This window comes from Streptomyces sp. NPDC034111, assembly GCF_055575375.1.
Map to the genome: position 1 here is coordinate 132727 of NZ_JBVIST010000007.1, position 15183 is coordinate 147909.

The 15183-nt window shown below is 69.9% G+C and carries 13 protein-coding genes and 1 riboswitch; of the genes, 6 read left to right on the forward strand and 7 right to left on the reverse strand.

All coding sequences use genetic code 11. The features are described 5' to 3' along the window. Nucleotides 1-77: 77 nt before the first annotated feature. Nucleotides 78-224: riboswitch (cobalamin riboswitch) on the reverse strand. A gap of 218 nt (nt 225-442) precedes the next feature. From mctP to ACZ55A_RS18830, 3 genes are all read right to left on the reverse strand, one after another. Next, nucleotides 443-2101, reverse strand: coding sequence for a monocarboxylate uptake permease MctP (gene mctP, locus ACZ55A_RS18820; RefSeq protein WP_468841563.1), 1659 nt, complete (start codon nt 2099-2101; stop codon nt 443-445). 26 nt (nt 2102-2127) lie between these two features. Further along, a complete protein-coding gene (locus tag ACZ55A_RS18825) occupies nt 2128-2391 on the reverse strand; it encodes a DUF3311 domain-containing protein (RefSeq protein WP_468841141.1) in 264 nt (87 codons plus the stop codon). A 161-nt stretch (nt 2392-2552) separates the two neighbouring features. Continuing rightward, nucleotides 2553-3311 carry a GntR family transcriptional regulator gene (locus tag ACZ55A_RS18830; RefSeq protein ID WP_468841565.1) on the reverse strand — a complete coding sequence of 253 codons (759 nt, stop codon included), beginning with the start codon at nt 3309-3311 and terminating at the stop codon, nt 2553-2555. 242 nt (nt 3312-3553) lie between these two features. Between ACZ55A_RS18830 and ACZ55A_RS18835 the strand changes: the two genes are divergently transcribed. The 4 genes from ACZ55A_RS18835 to ACZ55A_RS18850 all read left to right on the forward strand — a co-directional run bounded on the left by ACZ55A_RS18835 (nt 3554) and on the right by ACZ55A_RS18850 (nt 8396). Next, entirely contained in the window at nt 3554-4822 is a 1269-nt protein-coding gene (locus ACZ55A_RS18835) for an extracellular solute-binding protein (protein ID WP_468841143.1), read from the forward strand. Nucleotides 4823-4906: 84 nt separating this feature from the next. Then, nucleotides 4907-5950 carry a carbohydrate ABC transporter permease gene (locus tag ACZ55A_RS18840; protein WP_468841145.1) on the forward strand — a complete coding sequence of 348 codons (1044 nt, stop codon included), beginning with the start codon at nt 4907-4909 and terminating at the stop codon, nt 5948-5950. Beyond that, nucleotides 5947-6786: a carbohydrate ABC transporter permease gene (locus ACZ55A_RS18845; RefSeq protein ID WP_468841147.1), complete on the forward strand. Its 840-nt coding sequence runs from the start codon at nt 5947-5949 to the stop codon at nt 6784-6786. Before ACZ55A_RS18840 ends, ACZ55A_RS18845 begins: the two co-directional genes overlap by 4 nt. Before the next feature lie 8 nt (nt 6787-6794). Further along, nucleotides 6795-8396 carry a glycoside hydrolase family 3 protein gene (locus ACZ55A_RS18850; protein WP_468841149.1) on the forward strand — a complete coding sequence of 534 codons (1602 nt, stop codon included), beginning with the start codon at nt 6795-6797 and terminating at the stop codon, nt 8394-8396. A gap of 722 nt (nt 8397-9118) precedes the next feature. Here the strand turns inward: ACZ55A_RS18850 and nagB are convergent. After that, complete coding sequence (nagB, locus tag ACZ55A_RS18855; protein ID WP_468841151.1) at nt 9119-9901, reverse strand: glucosamine-6-phosphate deaminase; 783 nt, start codon at nt 9899-9901, stop codon at nt 9119-9121. A gap of 168 nt (nt 9902-10069) precedes the next feature. Beyond that, nucleotides 10070-10843 carry an SDR family oxidoreductase gene (locus ACZ55A_RS18860; protein WP_468841153.1) on the reverse strand — a complete coding sequence of 258 codons (774 nt, stop codon included), beginning with the start codon at nt 10841-10843 and terminating at the stop codon, nt 10070-10072. Between the two features lie 124 nt (nt 10844-10967). Here ACZ55A_RS18860 and ACZ55A_RS18865 point away from each other — a divergent pair, with 124 nt between their 5' ends. Next, nucleotides 10968-11594 (forward strand): TetR/AcrR family transcriptional regulator, encoded by a 627-nt coding sequence (locus ACZ55A_RS18865; RefSeq protein WP_468841155.1) that lies wholly within the window; start codon nt 10968-10970, stop codon nt 11592-11594. Between the two features lie 342 nt (nt 11595-11936). Continuing rightward, nucleotides 11937-13409, forward strand: a complete 1473-nt coding sequence (locus tag ACZ55A_RS18870) for a sensor histidine kinase (RefSeq protein WP_468841567.1) — start codon at nt 11937-11939, stop codon at nt 13407-13409. 200 nt (nt 13410-13609) lie between these two features. Here the strand turns inward: ACZ55A_RS18870 and ACZ55A_RS18875 are convergent, their stop codons facing one another. Both ACZ55A_RS18875 and ACZ55A_RS18880 read right to left on the reverse strand, forming a co-directional pair. After that, entirely contained in the window at nt 13610-13867 is a 258-nt protein-coding gene (locus tag ACZ55A_RS18875) for a WhiB family transcriptional regulator (RefSeq protein WP_003983230.1), read from the reverse strand. 320 nt (nt 13868-14187) lie between these two features. Further along, on the reverse strand, nt 14188-15171 hold the full coding sequence (locus ACZ55A_RS18880; protein WP_468841157.1) for a diacylglycerol/lipid kinase family protein: 984 nt from the start codon (nt 15169-15171) through the stop codon (nt 14188-14190). Nucleotides 15172-15183: the final 12 nt, after the last annotated feature.

Genomic DNA, 15183 nt, shown 5'->3' on the forward strand with positions numbered 1-15183 from the left:
GGGTGCGCGGGCACACCGCGCGGCGTCCACCGGCCCATCCCTCGGGGCCCGGACGTATCGACGTCCACACCCATGGCGGTGCGGACGTACCGTCGGCAGGTCCTCGGACTACACGGGCGCGCGAGAGGCCGTCATCAGGCCACCGGCGCGCTCCCACACCGTTGCGGGACAGTTCCGGATTCGCACCGGATTCCCCTGCGGCGACAGCGAGGACGAGCATACATGTGGTGGTGGCCCCTCAGGCGCACCCCCACATCTAGTGTGTCGAGAGTGATCACGCGGTGTCTGTCAGTGGCCTCGTCCCGCGCCTCCCGGCCCCGTGGGCCGCATGCGCGAAACCGAGCGGTCGAAGGACCGGGCGAACTGGCCCCGCCGGCACGCCAACGGGCCGCCGCACCCCCGAAGGGACGCGACGGCCCGTTGGTGAAGAGCGGCCGGTGGCTCAGTGACCGGCCGGCGACCCTGCCGTGGCCGGGGGCAGTTCGACGGTGACGCCCTTGTCGCCGGCGTCCGCGGTGTAGTCGGAGGGGCTGGTCTCGTCGGGGCCGTCGGGGGCCTTCATGGCCTTCAGGGCGAGGGTGAGGACCACCGTGACCACGACGTTCAGGACGAAGGCCGTCAGGCCGATGTAGCCGATCTCACCGATGCCGGGGATCTCCTTGCTGGAGCCGCCGAAGTGGGCCTGCGTCGGGCTGGCGACGCCGTAGGCGGCGAGGGTGCCGTAGAGCATGCCGGCCGCCCAGCCGGTCAGCAGCGCCCAGCGGTGGAACCAGCGGGTGAACAGGCCGCCGACCAGCGACGGCATGGTCTGGAGGATCCAGATGCCGCCCAGCAGCTGGAAGTTGATGGCGACGGTCTTGTCCATGGTGAGGACGAAGACCAGGGCGCCGACCTTGACCAGCAGGGAGACGAGCTTGGCGACCTTGTGCTCCTGCTCGGGCGTGGCGGCCGGCTTGAGGAAGTCCTTGTAGACGTTGCGGGTGAACAGGTTGGCCGCGGCGATCGACATGATGGCCGCGGGCACCAGCGCGCCGATGCCGATCGCGGCGAACGCCACACCCGAGAACCAGCTGGGGAACATGTCCTCGAACAGCTGCGGGATGGCCAGCTGCGGATTGCCCTGGATATCCGTACCGGCCGTGATCGCCATGAAGCCGAGCAGCGCCAGCAGACCCAGCATCAGGGAGTACAGCGGCAGGATCGTGGTGTTGCGGCGGATGACGTTGCGGCTGCGGGAGGACAGCGTGGCCGTGATGGAGTGCGGGTACATGAACAGGGCCAGCGCCGAGCCGAGGGCCAGCGTGGCGTACGCCCACTGGGCGTTGGGGCCGCTGGTGAGCTCGCCCCGCGGTTTGCCGGGCACGGGCCCGGGCTGGGCGAGCGCCTCGCCCGCCGCGTCGAAGATGTGCCCGAATCCGCCCAGCTTGATCGGGATGTAGATGATCGCCACGGCGATGACCAGGTAGATCAGGCCGTCCTTGACGAACGCGATGAGCGCGGGGGCACGCAGGCCGGAGGAGTACGTGTAGGCAGCCAGCACCGCGAAGGCGATCAGCAGCGGCAGGTCCTTGACGAACCAGTTGGTGTGTTCGCCGCCGCCGATGCCCATCACGTCCAGGACCGCCTGGATGCCGACCAGTTGGAGCGCGATGTACGGCATCGTGGCGAGGATGCCGGTCAGCGCCACGGCCAGCGACAGTCCCTTGGAGCCGAAGCGGCCGCGGACGAAGTCCGAGGTGGTGACGTAGCCGTGCTTGTGCGAGACCGACCACAGGCGCGGGAGGAAGGTGAAGATCAGCGGGTAGACGAGGATCGTGTACGGGACGGCGAAGAAGCCGGCGGCGCCCGCCGTGTAGATCGCCGCCGGGACGGCCACGAAGGTGTACGCGGTGTAGAGGTCACCGCCCAGCAGGAACCAGGTGATCCAGGTGCCGAAGCTGCGTCCGCCCAGGCCCCATTCGTCGAGGTTGGCGGACTCCTCGGCCTTGCGCCAGCGGGCGGCGAGGAAGCCCATGACCGTCACGGCCAGGAAGAAGAAGACGAAGACGGCGAGGGCCACGCCGTTGACGCCCTTGGTCTGGGAAGCGGCAAGGACGGCCAGGGCGTCCGGTGCGGTGGTGGTCGGTGTCACTGGTCCGCACCGCCCTTGCGCACGCGCTGCTCATGCCGGACGAGCTTGTACGCGACGGTCGTCAGCGCCGTCGAGATCAGCACCCAGAGCATCTGGTACCAGTAGAAGAACGGGATGCCGGTGAGCTTGGGCTCGATCCGCGCGTACGAGTTCACCCACAGCATCGCCACGAACGGAGCGAGCAGGCACAGTCCGGCCACCACACGTGCCGGCGTGACGACGGGGGGTCTGCTGGTCAGGGATTCGGCTGGCTCTGGCATCGCTGGCTCCGTCCGTGGCGATCTCCGGTGATCGGCTGGAAATCTATGGCAGGGCCGTGGCGCGCGTCACTAGCTGTCCGCATATCGGTATGAAGAATTCCTGCACGGCGCCACGCCGCAGGGGCCGGAGACCGGGGAACGGGGAACGGGAAACGAGCCGGTCAGTCCGCGGGGCGCTGGAGCCGGGCGACGAACTTGTAGCGGTCGCCGCGGTAGACCGAGCGCACCCACTCCACCGGCCGGCCCTGGGCGTCGAGCGAGTGCCGGGAGAGCATCAGCATCGGCAGGCCGACGTCGGTGCCCAGCAGCCCGGCCTCGCGCGGGGTGGCCAGCGAGGTCTCGATGGTCTCCTCGGCCTCCGCGAGCCGGACGTCGTAGACCTCGGCCAGCGCGGTGTAGAGCGAGGTGTACTTGACGAGGTTGCGGCGCAGTGAGGGGAAGCGCTTGGCGGACAGATGGGTGGTCTCGATGGCCATCGGTTCACCGCTGGCCAGCCGCAGCCGTTCGATGCGCAGCGCCCTGCCGCCGGGGGCGATGTCCAGCAGCCCGGCCAGCCGGTCGTCGGCGGTGACATAGCCGATGTCCAGCAGCTGGGAGGTCGGCTCCAGGCCCTGGGCCCGCATGTCCTCGGTGTACGAGGTCAGTTGCAGCGCCTGGGAGACCTTGGGCTTGGCCACGAAGGTGCCCTTGCCCTGGATGCGCTCCAGCCGGCCCTCGACGACCAGCTCCTGGAGGGCCTGACGCACCGTGGTGCGCGAGGTGTCGAACTCCGTGGCGAGGGTGCGCTCGGGCGGTACCGGGGTGCCGGGCGGCAGGGTCTCGGTGATCTCCAGCAAGTGCCGCTTGAGGCGGTAGTACTTGGGCACCCGCGCGGTCCGCGCGCCGCCGCTGATCTCGGCACTGCCCCCGTCGGTCTCCATGACCCGCCTCTCCGACTCCTGTCGTGCTGCCGTCACCGGCTCCTCCGTACGTAGCGGCTCACATCGTGGCACGGGCGGGTTCGCCGTGCTCCCTCGCAGGTCCCGGCGCGCCATATGTCGGTCCGGTAACGGACCTGACAGCGACTCTTATACACCCTTGACACTCCAAAAGGTCTAGGCCAAGCTGCGGGGCACTGGTCTAAACCATTAAAGACCACACCCGGCCTTTAGGGGAGAGCGCAATGAAGCGTGGGCTCATAGCGGCGACGGCGGTCGCGGGAATGCTGGTGAGTGTCGCTGCCTGTGGAGCCGGCGGCGGCAACACGGCGGGGGCGGACGGCTTCAAGGGCCAGAAGCTGACCGTCTGGGTGATGAGCGGGTCGAATCCGGAGCAGTGGACCAAACAGGTCTCCGCGCAGTTCAAGAAGAAGACCGGCGCGACCGTCGAGTTCAAGGTCCAGCAGTGGAACGGCATTCAGCAGAAACTGAGCACCGCCCTCTCCGAGGACACCCCGCCGGACGTCGTCGAAATCGGCAACACCCAGACCGCCGCCTACGCCAAGGCCGGCGCCCTGGCCGATCTCGGGGATCTCAAGAAGGAGATCGGCGCCGACTGGAACGACGCCTTCAACAAGGCCGCGCTGGTCGACGGCAAGCAGTACGCACTGCCGTGGTACGCCGGAAACCGCGTGGTGATGTACAACAAGAAGATCTGGGCCGAAGCCGGCCTCAAGGGCACCCCCAAGACCCGCAATGAGCTCTTCAAGGCCTTCGACACCATCAAGAAGAAGACCGGCGCCGAGCCCCTCTACCTCCCCGGCCAGAACTGGTACTTCTTCGACGGCCTGACCCTCGGCACCGGCGCCGACCTGGTGAAGAGGCAGGGCGGCACATGGGTCTCCAACCTCGGTGACCCCAAGGTCTCCAAGGCCATGGACATCTACCGGCAGTACCAGGCCTTCAGCACCGCACCGAAGAACAAGGACGAGGCCACCCCGCAACAGGCCGAGATCTTCGCCAAGGGAAAGACCGGCGCCCTCATCGCCATGGGATACGAGGCGGCCGAAGCCATCAAGGTCAACCCGGACATCAAGAAGGACATCGGATTCTTCACCATCCCCGGTGAGACCGCCGGCCGGCCCGAAGGCGTCTTCCTCGGCGGCTCCAACTTCGCCGTCGCCGGAATGGGCAAGAACCAGGAACTCGCCAAGGAATTCCTGAAGATCGCCCTGTCGAAGGAGAACGACGCGCAGATGGTCAAGGAATCCGGCTGGACCCCGAAGTCCCCGGACCTGGCCGGCGCCGCCAAGGAGAATCCGGCCGCCGCTGCCGCCGCGCCCGCGGCACAGCGCTCCGGCGGCACCACACCGCTGATTCCGCAATGGGCCGCGGTGGAGAACGTACCGAACCCCATCAAGAGCTATATGACGGCCGTGCTGAACGGCAAGGCCCCGGCCGACGCCGCCAAGGACATCGAGTCCGAGATCAACGCGCGGCTCGCCAAGCAGTAGGCACCCAGGCTGCGTACGGGGCCGGCCGACCCCGGCCCCGTACGCGTAACAGCACACGACGGGGACGAGGGGGAGCAGGGGCCCATGGCAGTGCAGCTCGACGACGCGGCCGGCGAGGCCGCACCGGGGAACGGCAAGGAAAGCCCCCCGCCGCCCCGCGACGACAGAGGCAGCCCGCCTCCCACCGCCCGCCGCGCCGCTCTCCCTCCCACCCGCCGCGCCCCTCTTTCCCCCGCCCGCCGCGCCCCGTATCTCCTGCTGCTGCCGGCCCTCCTCGCGACCGCGGTCCTCCTGGGCTGGCCCATGGTCCGCAATCTGCTGCTCTCCTTCCAGAACCTCAATATGAAGGAGCTGATCCAGCACCTCACCGACTGGCGCGGCACCGGCAACTACCAGGAGATCCTGGGCAGTGCGCAGTTCTGGCGGGTCACCCCGCGGACCATCGTCTTCACCGCGGTCAACGTCACCCTGATCATGGTCCTCGGGGTGCTGATCGGGCTGCTGCTGGCCCGGCTGGGCAAGAAGATGCGGCTCACGCTCTCCCTGGCGCTGGTGCTCGCCTGGGCGATGCCGGTGATCGCCGCCACCACCGTCTTCCAGTGGCTCTTCGACTCCCGCTACGGCGTCGTCAACTGGGTGCTGGACGCCCTCGGCCGGCACTCGATGGCCCACTACGACTGGGTCGGCACCCAGCTGTCGACCTTCTTCGTGATCACCGTACTGATCGTCTGGCAGTCGCTGCCGTTCGTGGCACTCAACCTCTACGCGGCCACCACGACCATCCCCAGGGAGCTCTACGAGGCGGCCCGGATGGACGGCGCCGGCACCTGGAAGGTCTTCACCTCCGTCACCTTCCCTTTCCTGAAGCCGTTCTTCCTCGCCACGACGTTCCTGGAGATCATCTGGGTCTTCAAGGCGTTCCCGCAGATCTTCGCGATCAACGCGGGCGGCCCGGACCGGCTCACCGAGACCCTGCCCATCTACGCCTTCACCGAGGGCGTCGGCAACCTCCACTTCGGGATGGGCGCCGCGATCTCGGTGCTGACGATCGTGGTGTTGCTGACCATGACCGCGTACTACCTGCGTCTGACGCTCAAGCAGGAACAGCAGGAGGAGAACGAGCTGTGAAGCGCGCTGCCTTTTCGACGGTTGGCCGCATCTGGCCCAACGCCACTGCGATCGTGCTCGCCGCCGGCTTTGCCTTCCCCGTCTACTGGATGTTCAGCACCGCCTTCAAGCCGACCCGGGACATCCTCAGCGAGGACCCCGTGTGGTTCCCCCTCCACGGCACCTTCGAGCACTTCGCGACGGCGGTGAACGCCCCGAACTTCTGGACGCTGGCTCGGAACTCGGTGATCGTGACCGTGCTCGCGGTCGGACTGTCGCTGGTCATCGCGCTCTGCGGGGCCTTCGCCCTGACCCGGATGCGCTTCAAGGGCCGCCGGGGCGTCCTGCTGACCTTCATGGTCGCCCAGATGGCACCCTGGGAGGTCATGGTGATCTCGGTCTATCTGATCGTCCGGGACGCCGACCTGCTCAACAGCCTGGTGCCGCTCACCCTCTTCTACATGCTGATGGTGCTGCCCTTCACCCTGCTGACGCTGCGCGGCTATGTCGCCGCCGTGCCCAAGGAGCTGGAGGAGTCCGCGATGGTCGACGGCTGCTCCCGCCCCCAGGCCTTCCTCAAGGTCGTCTTCCCGCTCCTGGCGCCCGGCCTGATGGCCACCTCCCTCTTCGGCTTCATCACGGCCTGGAACGAGTTCCCGCTGGTGCTGGTCCTCAACAAGGAGCCGGCCATGGGCACGCTGCCGCTGTGGCTCTCGCAGTTCCAGAGCCAGTTCGGCGACGACTGGGGTGCCACCATGGCCGCCGCCTCGATCTTCGCCGTACCGATCCTGATCCTCTTCCTGTTCCTGCAACGCAAGGCGGTCGGCGGTCTCACCTCCGGCGCAGTGAAGGGATAACGCAGCCCATGACTCCTTCCGTAGGCTCTGCACGCCCGGTACGTTCCCCCGACACCCTCACCCGCGACGCGCTCGCCGTCCTCCAGCCCGGCTTCACCGGCACCACGGCCCCCGACTGGCTGCTGCGCCGGCTCGGCGAGGGCCTGACCGCGGTCGGCCTCTTCGGCCGCAACATCGCCGACCCCGCCCAACTCGCCGCGCTCACCGCCCGGCTGCGCCGTGAGCGGGAGGACCTGCTCGTCGCCATCGACGAGGAGGGCGGCGACGTCACCCGCCTGGAAGTGCGCGGCGGCTCCTCCTTCCCCGGCAACCACGCACTGGGCGCCGTCGACGACACCGCGCTGACCCGCGCGGTCGCCCGCGAACTCGGCCGCCGGCTGGCCGACTGCGGTATCAACCTCAACTGGGCGCCGTCCGCCGACGTCAACTCCAACCCCGCCAACCCGGTCATCGGCGTCCGCTCCTTCGGCGCCGACCCGCAGCTGGTCGCCCGGCACACCGCCGCCTACGTCGAGGGCCTCCAGTCCGCCGGCGTGGCCGCCTGCACCAAGCACTTCCCCGGACACGGTGACACCGCCGTCGACTCCCACCACGACCTGCCGCGGATCAACGCCGGCCTGGCCACCCTCCAGGAACGCGAACTGGTGCCGTTCCGCGCCGCCATCGCGGCCGGCACGCGGGCCGTGATGAGCGCGCACATCCTGCTGCCCGCGCTGGACGGCGACCACCCCGCCACGCTCAGCCCGGCCGCGCTGCACGGACTGCTGCGCGCCCCCGCCGCCGAGGGCGGCCTCGGCTTCGACGGCCTGATCGTCACCGACGGGATGGAGATGCAGGCCATCGCCGCCACGTACGGCATCGAGCGCGGCAGCGTGCTGGCCATCGCGGCCGGCGCCGATGCGATCTGCGTGGGCGGCGGACTGGCCGACGAGGACACCGTGCTGCGGCTGCGCGACGCCCTGGTGAGGGCGGTACGCGAGGGCGAGTTGCCCGAGGAGCGGCTCGCCGATGCCGCGGCGCGGGTACACGCCCTGGCACGCCACCCCGGGGGCACCCGTGCGGGGGAGTCCACCGGTCAGCACGCGGGGGAGGGACAGGCGGCCGCGCCCGCACCCGCCCCCGGGATCGGCCTCACCGCCGCCCGACGCGCCCTGCGGCTCACCACCGCCGCCGGCCGCCCCTACGAGCCGCTGACCACCCCCTCCTACGTCGCTGCCTTCACCCCGCTCGCCAATATCGCCGTGGGGGACGAGACCCCTTGGGGCGTCGCCGCCGAACTGGCCCGGCTCCTCCCCGGCACCGAAACCGGCACCTACACCGCCGAATCCGCCGCCACGGCCGGAACCGCGGCGCTGATCGACACTCTGCTCACCGCCGCCGCAGGCCGCCGCATCGTCGCCGTCGTACGGGACCTGCACCGCCACCCCTGGATGGCCGAAGCACTGACAGCCCTCCTGGCCGCCCGCCCCGGAACCGCGGTCGTCGAAATGGGCGTCCCCCAGTCCCCGCCCCAGGGCGCCCTGCACCTGGCCACCCACGGCGCCGCCCGCGTCTGCGGCCAGGCCGCAGCCGAGGCCCTGACAGGCCGAACCCCGACCAACGACGCCTGAACCAACGGGCCGACAGCCCCCGGCCGAGCATTCCCCGGCCAGGGCATTCCACGGCCTGGGCAGCCACCGGCCCGGGCAGCCACCGGCCTGGGCAGCCTCCGGCTCGGGCGGCTGCCGGCCTGTGCAGCCGCCAGCTCGGCAGCCGCCGCCCGGAGTTCCCGCCCGGGCAGTTCCCGCCCGGCCAGGCCGCCGGCCTGTGCAGCCGCCGGCCCCGCCAGTCGCCGACTCGGGCGGCCGCCGGCCCGGGCAGCCCCCGACTGAGCAGCCGCTGGCCCGCCAGCCACCGGGTCGGGCAGCCGCTGGCCTGGACATCCCCGGCTCGGCAGCCGCCGCCCGGGCAGTTCCTGCCTGTGCAGCTCCCGCCTGGCCAGGCCACCGGCCTGTGCAGCCGCTGGCCCGCCAGTCCCCGACTCGGGCGGCCGCCGACAGAGCAGCCACCGACTGAGCAACCCCCTGCCTCGACAGCCACTGCCAGGGCAACCACCGACTGAGCAGCCGCCGGCCTGAGCAACCGCCCCGCCGCCCGCCTGCCCCGCCAGCCACCGGCCCGGGCAACCACCGGCCCGGGCATGCACCGCCCTGACCGGCCCCGGCCACGGCTCGGCCGGAGCCTCCCGACGGGACCACGCCGGCCGCACCTTCGCCCCCCGCCCGCACAGGCATCCCCAGGACCAACCGGCTGCACCTTCGGCACCCGCCCCGCACGGGGAGGGGAGGGGCGGCTAGAGGCCCTGCCAATCCGGCTTGGCGGCGTAGGTGGCGCGGAAGTAGTCGGCGAGCTTCAGCTTGGCGGCTGCGGCCTCGTCGACGACGACCGTGGCGTGCGGGTGGAGCTGGAGCGCCGAGGCCGGGACCAGTGCGGCGACCGGACCTTCGACGGCATGCGCCACCGCATCGGCCTTTCCCTCGCCCGTGGCGAGCAGCACCAGATGGCGGGCCTCCAAGATGGTGCCGATGCCCTGGGTGATGACGTGGTGCGGCACCTCGTCGAGGCTGTCGAAGAACCGGGCGTTGTCCTCCCGGGTCTGCCGGGTCAGCGTCTTGATGCGGGTACGGGAAGCGAGCGACGAGCAGGGCTCGTTGAAGCCGATGTGCCCGTCGGTGCCGATGCCGAGCAGCTGGAGGTCCACCCCGCCGGCCTCGCCCAGCGCACGGTCGTACGCCTCGCAGGCAGCCTGGACGTCGTCGGCCGTCCCGTCGGGGCCCATGAAGGAGTCCTCGCCGAGACCCAGCGGTTCGACCACCTCGCGCAGCACCACCGAGCGGTAGGACTCGGGGTGCCCCGCCGGCAGGCCGACATACTCGTCGAGCTGGCAGATTCGGGTTCGCGAGACATCGACCGCCCCGGCCCGGACCTTCGCCGCCAGCGCCTGGTAAATGGGCAGCGGGGTCGAGCCGGTGGCCACACCGAGCAGCGCGTCGGGCTTGCGGCGCACCAGGGTGGCGATGGCCTCCGCAATCAGCTCGCCGCCTGCCGCGGCGTCCGGAACGATGACAACTTCCACGCTTTGGCCTGCCGTTCTGGAGAGTGGTCCCATGAGGTCATGTGGTATAGACCAATCTAGCAGAGCGCGGGTTCCCCTTCCCGGTGCCGCTCCCGAACGGTGGAGCACGATTTCCCGTCCGCCCGGTGACCAAGGGGCCACCGGGGCGTGCGGGCGGACGCTGCGCCGTCACAACAGGGCGCCTCCCGTCGCATCGATCCACTGGCCGGTCACCCAGCGGCTGTCGTCCGAGGCCAGGAACGCCACGATGTCGCCGATGTCGGTGGCGTCCGCGAGCCGGCCCAGCGGTGATATCTCCCTGAGCCTGCGCCGCGCTTCGGTATTGGCCTCTCCCCGCAGCCACCCGGCATTCATGTCCGTGTCCACCGCGCCGGGTGCCACCGCATTGACCGTGATCCCGCGCCGGCCCAGGTCCTTGGCGAGCGTCGAGGTGAACACATCGAGCGCGCCCTTGGTCATCGCATACGCGATCAGCTCGGGTTTGGCCGCGCCATGCGTCAGCCCCGTCGAGGTGTTGATGATCCGCCCCCCGTCCCGCAGCCGGCTCAGCCCCTGCTGGACGATGAAGAACGGCGCCTTGGTGTTGACCGCGAAGAGCCGGTCGAAATCGTGGGGCGCCAGTTCGCCGATGCTCTTGAGTGTCCCGTCGGCCGCCTTGTTGATCCCGGCGTTGTTGACCAGGATGTCCAGCCCGTCGGCCTGTTCGTCGAAGGCTGCCCACAGCGCCTCGGCGTCGCCCGGCACGCCGAGTTCGGCCCGGACCGTGAACGCCCGGCCCCCTGCCGCCTCGATCGCCGCGACCGTCTCCTTGGCCGCGGTCTCGTCGTGGCCGTAATGCACACCGACCCGCGCGCCGTCCCTCCCCAGCCGCTCCGAGACCGCCCGGCCGATTCCCCTGCCGCCGCCGGTCACCAGCGCCGTCTTCCCGCTCAGCGCACCCATCGCGATGCCCCTCCCCGATCCGTGTCCGGACGCACGGCTGTCCGTGCACCGACCTCTTTCTGTATCGCTCGCTACAGAAAAACCGTAGCACGCGTTCCGTACCGACCGCTATAAAATTCCTCCCATGGCGACCAAGGAAACGAAGCAGCGAGGCCGGCCCCGGTCCTTCGACCGGGAGACCGCCCTGGAACAAGCGGTCCGTTCCTTCTGGGAGCAGGGCTACGAGGCCACATCGATCTCCGACCTCACCCACGCCATGGGCATCAGCGCGCCCAGCCTCTACGCCGCCTTCGGCGACAAGCGGGCACTGTTCGGCGAGGTCGTGACCGAGTACCGGCGCCTCTACGGCGGCTTCATCTCCCGTGCCATGGCCGAGGAACCCACCGCCCGCCGCGGCGTCGAACGGGCGCTGCGCGAGGCCGCGGCCGAATACACCCTGCCCGGCCGCCCCCGCGGCTGCCTCGTCATCAGCGCCGCCCTGAACACCTCACCGGCCTCCGCCGAAGTCGCCGCGTCCCTGCGGGAGATGAGGCGGTCGAACATCCGGGAGATCGCGAGCGCCATCCGGGCGGACATCGCCTCCGGCGAACTCCCCGCCGAGACGGACGCGGGCGCGCTGGCCGACTATGTGGGCGCCGTCGTCCAGGGCATGTCCCAGCAGGCGCGGGACGGCGCGGAGCGGACGGCGCTGGAGGCGGTCGCCGAGCTGGCGATGCGGGTCTGGCCGCGGACGGCGAGCGGCACGGCCTGACGGCGAGTGGCACGCCCCCTGAAACACCCGCGGGCCGCGGCGCCGGGACAGGACCCTCAACCTGTCCGGCACCGCAGCCCGGAGCTCATATCGGCCGGCCCCGCCGTGCGGGCGGAGTCTCGTCCCCGTGTGCGGTGGGAACGCCACCCCGTCCTAGGACCGGTCGATCGGAGGCCGCTTGGCGCAGTCAGGGCAGAGAGCGCCGCCGGCCTCTATCCGCTCTCCTGTGCGGGGAGAACGGAGGCCTTTGCTGAATTGTGGACTAGACCATTCTTACTTGTCCATGCCCGTGCAAGCACAACACTTACACCGTACGCCGGTAGGCTCCAAAGCGTGCCCTCCATGAACGATCTCGTACGCCAGCACACCGCTCTGAGCGACTCCGACCTCGAGTGGCTCCACTTGCTGGTCTCGGAGTGGCAGCTGCTCTCCGACCTGTCCTTCGCCGATCTTGTGCTGTGGGTCCCCACCCTCGACGGCACCCGCTATGTCTCCGTCGCCCAGATGAGGCCGAACACCGGCCCCACCTCCTACCAGGACGACATGGTCGGCCACCTCGTTCCGCGAGGCCGCCGGCCGATGCTGGATTCCGCCTTGGATGAGGGCCGCATCGTACGCGAGGGTGACCCGGAGTGGCGAGAGGAAGTTCCGGTCCGCGTCGAGTCCATCCCGGTACGCCGCGAGGGGAGGGTGCTCGGGGTGATCGCCCGCAACACCAATCTGCTGACCGTACGCACCCCCAGCCGGCTGGAGCTCACCTACCTCCAGAGCGCCTCCGACCTCGCCCAGATGATCGCTGCCGGAACGTTTCCGTTCCCCGGTCAGCAGGTCGACATGGATGCCTCACCGCGCGCCGGCGACGGACTGATCCGGCTCGACGCGGACGGCGTCGTGCAGTACGCCAGCCCCAATGCGCTCTCCGCCTACCACCGGCTCGGTCTCGCCGCCGACCTGGTGGGCCACCACCTGGGGCAGGCCACCGCCGAACTGGCGCCCGCCCGCGGCCCGGTGGACGAGGCCCTGGTCAAGCTCGCCAGCGGCTGGGCCCCCAGGGAATTCGAGGTCGAGGGCAACGACGGGGTCATCCAACTGCGCGCCATCCCGCTCAAACCGAAGGGCACGCACATCGGTTCGCTGGTGCTGCTGCGGGACGTGACCGAGCTGCGGCGCCGCGAGCGGGAGCTGATCACCAAGGACGCCACGATCCGGGAGATCCACCACCGGGTGAAGAACAACCTGCAGACCGTTGCCGCGCTGCTGCGGTTGCAGTCCCGCCGGATGGATTCCGAACAGGGCCGCGAGGCGCTCAACGAAGCCGTCCGCAGGGTCGGTTCGATCGCGATCGTGCACGAGACGCTGTCCCAGAACCTCGACGAGCGGGTCGAGTTCGACGACATCGCCGACCGGGTACTGGCCATGGTCGCCGAGATCTCCCCGGGCCGGGTGACCACCCGCCGCACCGGCCGCTTCGGGATCCTGGACGCCGAGGTCGCCACCCCGCTGTCGATGGTGCTCACCGAGGTGCTCCAGAACGCCCTGGAGCACGCCTTCGAGCAGACCGAGCAGGGCGTCGTCGAGGTCGGCGCGGTGCGCGGGGGCAGCCGCAAGGAGCCACGGCTGCTGGTCACCGTCCAGGACAACGGCCGCGGGCTGCCCGAGGGATTCGATCCGCACCGCGCCGGAAACCTGGGGCTCCAGATCGTACGGACCCTGGTGGAGGGGGAGTTGGGCGGAAAGTTCGACATGGTGCGGGCACCCGGGCGCGGCACCCAGGTCGTCCTCGATGTGCCCGTGCGCCCCGAGAAGCAGCACTGAGACCGTACCGAGGCGGCACCGAGACGGCATCGATACCAGGGCGGAGCGAAGCGCGGATCCGGCCCGGCACAGCAACAAGCCCCGGACCGTGTGGTCCGGGGCTCAAAGCTATTGCGATGCGGTAACGACCGGGCTTTTCAGCGCCGATGGTGCATCGGGGGTACTGCGCGCTGCGGCTCGGGGGCCACGGGGCGGCTGGCTCAGGCGCTGGCGTTGCGCGCCCGGTTGCGAGCTGCACGGCGCTTCATCGCGCGGCGCTCGTCCTCGCTCAGACCACCCCAGACGCCGGAGTCCTGGCCGGACTCGAGCGCCCACTGCAGGCACTGCTCCATGACGGGGCAGCGGCGGCAGACGGCCTTGGCTTCCTCGATCTGCAGCAGCGCAGGACCGGTGTTGCCGATAGGGAAGAAGAGCTCGGGGTCTTCCTCGCGGCAAACGGCGCGGTGACGCCAGTCCATGGCTGCTCCATCTCCTCGTGTGACGGGATCGTTGCTTGTGAATGTGAACGCTTTCACGAATCCCTCCACAAGGGAAGGGCCGAACTCCAGTTGCGCACTGGTGCGGTCCTGTGGAATGAGGAGGAGGATTCGGGCTCTCAAGGGGGCCGGTAAAGCGGCCGTCCCGATCGCCATGAAGAGACTCGCAAACCTCGGCTGCGGATACAACCCCTTCCGGAAACTTTTTTTTGATTCCTTGGTGTCGCCTCGGTCACAGCCGTCATTCCAGGGGGTGGGAACCAGCCTAAACGTTCGAGTGAAAGGACTTTAGGCCCTACTGCTCACACAATCACACGCAGTGCACGGCGAACGCCTGTGAACGTCACACTCGTACGCACTCCTAGGTGGTCGCCGTCCATCTGGAAGGGCAGTGGAACCTGCGAATGCAAGGTGAAGTCCGTGAGGTCGTGAAGTGACAGTGCGTGCTTGCCGTGGGGGCCGCGCTCGGGCGTTGACGTCAGCAACTGGGTGGCATACCGGGCAGCGGCGGGCGGCGAGAGCTTGTCCAGTGCGAACAGGTCCAGCGCGGCGTCGAACGAGGCGTCCGGGGAGGGGTAGATCGGCCGGTTGCCCAGGTAGGTCCATGGGGCGGTGTTGCAGATTATGGCCATCGCCAGGTTCTCGACGATCTCCGTGACGCCCTCCGCGCCGCCCGGACGTTCGAGGGTGATCGTCCCTCCCCGGCGGTTCGCCTCCACCAGGAACTGCCGTACGACCTGTCGCATATACAGGGCATGGGTCGAACGCTTGCCGCGTTCGCGCTGCTGCTCCACCCGGCCGACGACGCCGGCGTCGAAGCCGAAGCCGGCGCAGAAGGTGAACCAGCGCTCGGGCACGCCCTCGTCGTCGGTGCCCGGAGTGCCCGCGGCCAGACCCAGGCCGATCGTGCGCTCACTGCCGTCGCGCAGCGCGTCCAGCAGAGCGCCGGTCGCCTCCACGACGTCGTTGGGCAGTCCCAGCGCGCGGGCGAAGACATTGGTGGAGCCGCCGGGGACGACGGCCAGCCGTGGATGCGAGTCCGGATCGGGGCCGTTGGCCAGCAGGCCGTTGACGACCTCGTTGACCGTGCCGTCGCCGCCGAGCGCCACGACCAGCTCGGTCTCGCCGCCCTCGGTGGCCTGCCGGGCCAGATCGCGGGCGTGCCCGCGGTACCGCGTCTCGGCGACCTCCAGCTTGAGGTCGCTGGCGAGGGCGTGGGCGAGTACTTCACGGGTGCGGGCACTGGTGGTGGTGGCGGCGGGATTGACCACGAGAAGTGCGCGCATGTGCAGCAGCGT

Coding starts and splice junctions, on each gene's coding strand:
- ACZ55A_RS18825 (WP_468841141.1), bottom strand. CDS start 2,391: ATGCCAGAGCCAGCCGAATCCCTGACCAGCAGACCCCCCGTCGTCACG.
- ACZ55A_RS18830 (WP_468841565.1), bottom strand. CDS start 3,311: ATGGAGACCGACGGGGGCAGTGCCGAGATCAGCGGCGGCGCGCGGACC.
- ACZ55A_RS18835 (WP_468841143.1), top strand. CDS start 3,554: ATGAAGCGTGGGCTCATAGCGGCGACGGCGGTCGCGGGAATGCTGGTG.
- ACZ55A_RS18840 (WP_468841145.1), top strand. CDS start 4,907: ATGGCAGTGCAGCTCGACGACGCGGCCGGCGAGGCCGCACCGGGGAAC.
- ACZ55A_RS18850 (WP_468841149.1), top strand. CDS start 6,795: ATGACTCCTTCCGTAGGCTCTGCACGCCCGGTACGTTCCCCCGACACC.
- ACZ55A_RS18860 (WP_468841153.1), bottom strand. CDS start 10,843: ATGGGTGCGCTGAGCGGGAAGACGGCGCTGGTGACCGGCGGCGGCAGG.
- ACZ55A_RS18865 (WP_468841155.1), top strand. CDS start 10,968: ATGGCGACCAAGGAAACGAAGCAGCGAGGCCGGCCCCGGTCCTTCGAC.
- ACZ55A_RS18870 (WP_468841567.1), top strand. CDS start 11,937: ATGAACGATCTCGTACGCCAGCACACCGCTCTGAGCGACTCCGACCTC.
- ACZ55A_RS18875 (WP_003983230.1), bottom strand. CDS start 13,867: ATGGACTGGCGTCACCGCGCCGTTTGCCGCGAGGAAGACCCCGAGCTC.
- ACZ55A_RS18880 (WP_468841157.1), bottom strand. CDS start 15,171: ATGCGCGCACTTCTCGTGGTCAATCCCGCCGCCACCACCACCAGTGCC.